The 5179-nt window shown below is 73.0% G+C and carries 4 protein-coding genes and 1 tRNA gene; 3 read left to right on the forward strand and 2 right to left on the reverse strand.

Going from position 1 to position 5179, the window contains the following annotated elements; genetic code table 11:
* Positions 1-36 precede the first annotated feature (36 nt).
* Positions 37-109, reverse strand: a tRNA-Glu gene (locus IH13_RS0135370).
* An 80-nt stretch (positions 110-189) separates the two neighbouring features.
* Entirely contained in the window at positions 190-1713 is a 1524-nt protein-coding gene (locus IH13_RS0135375) for a metallophosphoesterase family protein (protein ID WP_031091135.1), read from the reverse strand.
* A gap of 133 nt (positions 1714-1846) precedes the next feature.
* On the opposite strand from IH13_RS0135375, the gene IH13_RS0135380 reads away from it, so the two are divergent.
* The 3 genes from IH13_RS0135380 to IH13_RS0135390 form a co-directional block, all read left to right on the forward strand.
* Positions 1847-2200: a metallopeptidase family protein gene (locus IH13_RS0135380; protein ID WP_031091136.1), complete on the forward strand. Its 354-nt coding sequence runs from the start codon at positions 1847-1849 to the stop codon at positions 2198-2200.
* Between the two features lie 165 nt (positions 2201-2365).
* Entirely contained in the window at positions 2366-2953 is a 588-nt protein-coding gene (locus IH13_RS0135385) for a hypothetical protein (protein WP_031091137.1), read from the forward strand.
* Positions 2954-3162: 209 nt separating this feature from the next.
* Positions 3163-5179 (forward strand): DEAD/DEAH box helicase (locus IH13_RS0135390; RefSeq protein WP_031091139.1); only part of this gene is annotated, 2017 nt, incomplete at its 3' end.

The following is a 5179-nucleotide window of genomic DNA, read 5'->3' on the forward strand; positions in this document are numbered from 1 at the left end:
GCAATGTGCGAGACGAGTCTCGCACACGGTAAAGCGTGCCCCCAACGGGATTCGAACCCGTGCTACCGCCTTGAAAGGGCGGCGTCCTGGGCCACTAGACGATGAGGGCTAAGGGCCCACCTGCGCACCTTCCGGCGCGTCGGGGACGTGAGAAGCATATGGGATGGGAGGAGCTATCGCCAAAACGGTTTACGGGGAGGGTGTGGGCGCGCCCGGGGAGGGCGTGGACTCCGACAGGTTCTCCTCCGGCAGATGGCGGCTGACCTCGGCCGTCGTCAGCCCGAGCCCGCCCAGGGTGATCTCGTCCCAGGCCTGCAGATGCCGGGTGGAGCGGTCCATGTAGAGCACCGAGGCGCGGACCTTCTCGGGCTTCTCGTTCTGCACGGCGCGCAGGCCGCCGCCGCCCGTGGAACCCTCGACCTTCAGCCGCGTACCCAGGGGCAGGAGTTCGTTCACCCGGTGGTGGACGTGGCCGGCCAGGACCAGTGGGACCGTGCCGTCCGTCTCCCGGGCCGCGGTCGGGTCGTGGGTCACCGCGATGTCCACCGGGGTGCCGGCCTTCCGCTGGGCGCGCATCGCCGCGGCCAGCTCCCTGCCCGCCTTCCGCTCGGCCTCCTCGCCGCCCCGGGGGCGCACCCGGTCCGGGGTGAACTGCGGGTCGCCGGTGCCGGCCACCCGCAGTCCGGCCACGTCCACCGTGGAGCCCTCGTCGAGGACGTGCACGTTCTTGAGCTTCTCCAGGTACTTCTGGGTGGCCCCGGAGTCGTGGTTGCCCCGGACCCACACGTAGGGCGCGCCGAGGTCGCGGGCCGGGTCCAGGAAGCCGTTCTCGGCGGCCGTGCCGTGGTCCATGGTGTCCCCGGAGTCGATGACCACGTCGATCTCGTACTGCTCCACGAGCGACTGGACGATGTGCCAGGCGGCGGGGTTGAGGTGGATGTCGGAGACGTGCAGGACGCGGATGGTCGCGGGGTCGGGCTGGTAGACGGGGAGCGTGGAGGTGGCGTCGTACAGCTTGGTCACGTTGGTGACGAGGCGGGCCAACTCCTGCTGGTAGACGTCGAAGTCCGTGACGATCGAGCGGGCGTCGCCGACGACCGAGGGGGCGCTGGAGAGCAGCCCGGAGAACTTGGGCTCCAGGACCGACTTCGGGTTCCAGGTGGCGTACGCGCTGACGCCGGACGCCGCCAGCAGCGCGAGGGCGAGTCCCCCGGCGGCCAGGGCGCGGCGCGGCCGGCGGTAGACGACCAGGCCGAGCGCCGTCGCACCGGTGACCACGGCCACGCAGGAGCGGAGCGCCAGTTCCCGGGTCCCCGCGGCGACGTCGCCGGTGACCTCGTCCTGGAGTCCGGAGAGGCGTTCGGGGTGTTTGACCAGGGCCTGGGAGCGTTCCGGGTCCAGCTGGTCGACGTCCACGTCGAGGCGGACCGGGGCGTGGTGGGAGTCCAGGTGCAGGGCGCCGAGCGGGGACACGTTGATCTTGGTGCCGCCCGTCACCGAGGGCCGCAGGGTCATGGTCGTGTCCATGGGCCCCACCGGCGTACGCACGCTGCCGACGGCCAGCAGTCCCAGCCAGGCCCCGAGCACCACGACCGCCGCCAGACCGAGCGCGCGCACCCAGGGGCGCGGGGCGGCGGTGAGCGAGGTCACGGGGGTGCGGGGGCGGCGGGGGCGGAGGCGGGCGACTGCGGCACGGAGCGGAGGGCGGGCCATTGGGCGCGTATGCCCCACCCGCCGGGCGAACATGCGGGCGGGCGCCGGTCGGGTGGGCCGGGTGGCGGCCTCCGGGGAGGGCGGTGCGCCCGGGACCGGCCCCCGCCGGCCGGGCGTACGGGACAATGGCCGGGTGCTGGAGATGACGCGCGAGGAGTTCGAAGAGCTGGTGAGCCTGGCTCTTGACCGGGTCCCGCCGGAGCTGATGCGGCTGATGGACAACGTCGCGGTGTTCGTGGAGGACGAGCCGGAGGACCCGGGGGACCGGGAACTGCTCGGCCTCTACGAGGGGACACCGCTCACCGACCGCGGCGAGTGGTACGCGGGGGTCCTGCCGGACCGGATCACCGTCTACCGCGGACCGACGCTGCGGATGTGCGAGACGCGCGAGGACGTCGTCGCCGAGACGGAGATCACCGTGGTCCACGAGATCGCCCACCACTTCGGCATCGACGACGAGCGGCTGCACGAGCTGGGGTACGGCTGAGCGGGCGGCCACGGGGACGGAGGGCGCCGGCGCCGGGGTGAGGGGCGGTGGCGTGTGGGGGAGTTGTGTCCGGGCGTGTCCCCGGCGGGTGCGGAGGAGTTGGACACATCGCCCAGCCGGGCCGCCGTTCCCCCCGCCCACGTTCCCCGTTCCGGAGGTGCCTTCGTGCGCCAGTTGTCCGCCCGCGTCCGCCGGGCAGCCGTCACCGCGCTGACGATCGCCGCGTCCACCGCCTGCATGAGCGTCGGCGAGGACGCGGCGGAACCGGCTCCGGAGCACCCGGCCGACCGGGCGGGGCGGTCGGTCCCGCAGCCGGACGGCGAGACCGTGAGCGGTACCGGGTACGCCGGCACGGGCGGCGGCCGCGCCCACGCGCAGAGCGAGCCGGGTGCCTCCTCGCGGGCCCCCGGGCCCCGCCCTTCCGGCCCCACGCCGTCGGTCGCCCCGTCCGGCAGCCGTCCGGCGCCCCGCCCCGGCGCGCCGGACCGGGACCCGGACCCGGACCCGGGCCGGGGCCCGGACTCCGGCGGCCCGCCCGCGCCCGAGCCCAGCCTCCCGGACCCCGGCGAACCGCGGCCCCCGGAGGCGAGCCCGGAGCCGTCCCCGCCCGCTCCGGAGCCGGAGCCCTCGCAGCCGCCGGAGGAGCCGTCGGCCTCCCCGGCCGCGCAGTTCCGCAGCAACACGGCGCAGGGCTCCGGCTGGGCGGAGTCGCTGCGCACACCGACGGCATCACCGCAGGTCGCGCCGGTGTGAGGCAGGCCGAGGGAAGCCCGGTTTGCACAAAGGGGGGAAGGGTGCGTATGGTAGTAGATCGTTTGATCCTATTGCCCGGCGCCGACACAGAAGAGCGCCGTGTGGCGCGTACTCTCCCTTGCCGTGGCTGGACCGCATTGAGGCGGTCGAAATTGCGAATCACGGAGTTACGGGCGCGTGCCGAGACTCCGGAAGGTTTCGCATTTCGCATGTCAATTTCCAGTTCTGACCGTACGACCCTGCCTGAGAACACCGAGATCGTCGAGGCCGTCGAGTCCGACGTCGTCGAGATCGCCGAGGCCGTCGTGGCCTTCGAGGCTCCGGCCGACGCCGAGCCCGCCGTCGAGAAGACCGAGCCCGTCGTCGACACCGAGCCCGCCGTCGACACCGAGGCCGCTCCGGCCGAGGACGCCGAGCCCACCGTCACGTTCGCCTCGCTCGGACTGCCCGAGGGCATCGTCCGCAAGCTCGCGCAGAACGGCGTGACCGCCCCCTTCCCGATCCAGGCCGCGACCATCCCGGACGCCCTGGCCGGCAAGGACATCCTGGGCCGTGGCCGTACCGGCTCCGGCAAGACGCTCTCCTTCGGCCTGCCGACCCTCTCCGCGCTGGCCGGTGGCCGCACCGAGAAGAAGAAGCCCCGCGCGATCATCCTCACGCCGACCCGTGAGCTCGCGATGCAGGTCGCGGACGCGCTGCAGCCGTACGGCGACGTGCTCGGCCTGAAGATGAAGGTCGTCTGCGGCGGTACGTCGATGGGCAACCAGATCTACGCGCTGGAGCGCGGTGTCGACGTCCTCGTCGCCACGCCGGGCCGCCTGCGCGACATCATCAACCGGGGCGCCTGCTCCCTGGAGGACGTCCAGGTCGCGGTCCTCGACGAGGCCGACCAGATGTCCGACCTGGGCTTCCTCCCCGAGGTCACCGAGCTGCTCGACCAGATCCCCGGCGGCGGCCAGCGCATGCTCTTCTCCGCCACCATGGAGAACGAGATCGGCACGCTGGTCAAGCGCTACCTGAGCAACCCGGTCACCCACGAGGTCGACAGCGCCCAGGGCAACGTCTCGACCATGTCGCACCACGTCCTCGTCGTGAAGCCGAAGGACAAGGCCCCCGTCACGGCCGCGATCGCCGCCCGCAAGGGCCGCACGATCATCTTCGTCCGCACCCAGCTGGGCGCCGACCGCATCGCCGAGCAGCTCATCGAGTCCGGCGTGAAGGCCGACGCGCTGCACGGCGGTATGACCCAGGGCGCCCGTACGCGGGTCCTGGAGGACTTCAAGAAGGGCTACGTCAACGCGCTCGTCGCCACCGACGTCGCCGCCCGAGGCATCCACGTCGACGGCATCGACCTGGTCCTGAACGTGGACCCGGCCGGTGACCACAAGGACTACCTGCACCGTTCGGGCCGTACCGCCCGGGCCGGCAAGTCCGGTGTCGTCGTCTCGCTGGCGCTGCCGCACCAGCGCCGTCAGATCTTCCGCCTCATGGAGGACGCGGGCGTCGACGCCTCGCGCCACATCGTGCAGGGCGCGGGCGTCTTCGAGCCGGAGGTCGCCGAGATCACCGGTGCCCGCTCGCTCACCGAGGTCCAGGCCGACTCCGCGAACAACGCCGCCAAGCAGGCCGAGCGCGAGGCCGCCGACCTGACCAAGCAGCTGGAGCGCGTCCAGCGCCGTGCCGTCGAGCTGCGCGAGGAGGCCGATCGCCTGGTCGCCCGTGCCGCCCGCGAGCGGGGCGACGACCCGGAGGCCGCGGTGGCCGAGGTGGCCGCCGAGGCCGAGGCCGCGCTCGTCGCCGCCGTGTCCGTGCCGGAGCAGCCGGCCGCGCGTGACGACCGTCGCGACGACCGGGGCAACTTCAACCGCCGTGACGACCGCGGTGGTTACCGCGGCGGCAACGACCGTGGCGGCAACGACCGTGGCGGCAACGACCGTGGCGGCAACGACCGCGGCGGACGCTCCTTCGAGCGCCGCGACGACCGTCGTGACGACCGTGGTGGCCGTTCCTCCGAGCGTCGTGACAACGACCGCCCGGCGTTCCGCGAGCGTCGTGACGAGCGTCCCTCCGGTGGCTTCCGCTCCGGTGGCGGTGACCGTCGTGACGACCGTGGTGGCCGTTCCTTCGAGCGTCGTGACAACGACCGCCCGTCGTTCAACCGCGACCGTCGTGACGAGCGTCCCTCCGGTGGCTACCGCTCCGGCGGCGGTGACCGCCCCTTCAACC

It is taken from the genome of Streptomyces sp. NRRL WC-3549 (assembly GCF_000721935.1).
GTDB lineage: Bacteria > Actinomycetota > Actinomycetes > Streptomycetales > Streptomycetaceae > Streptomyces.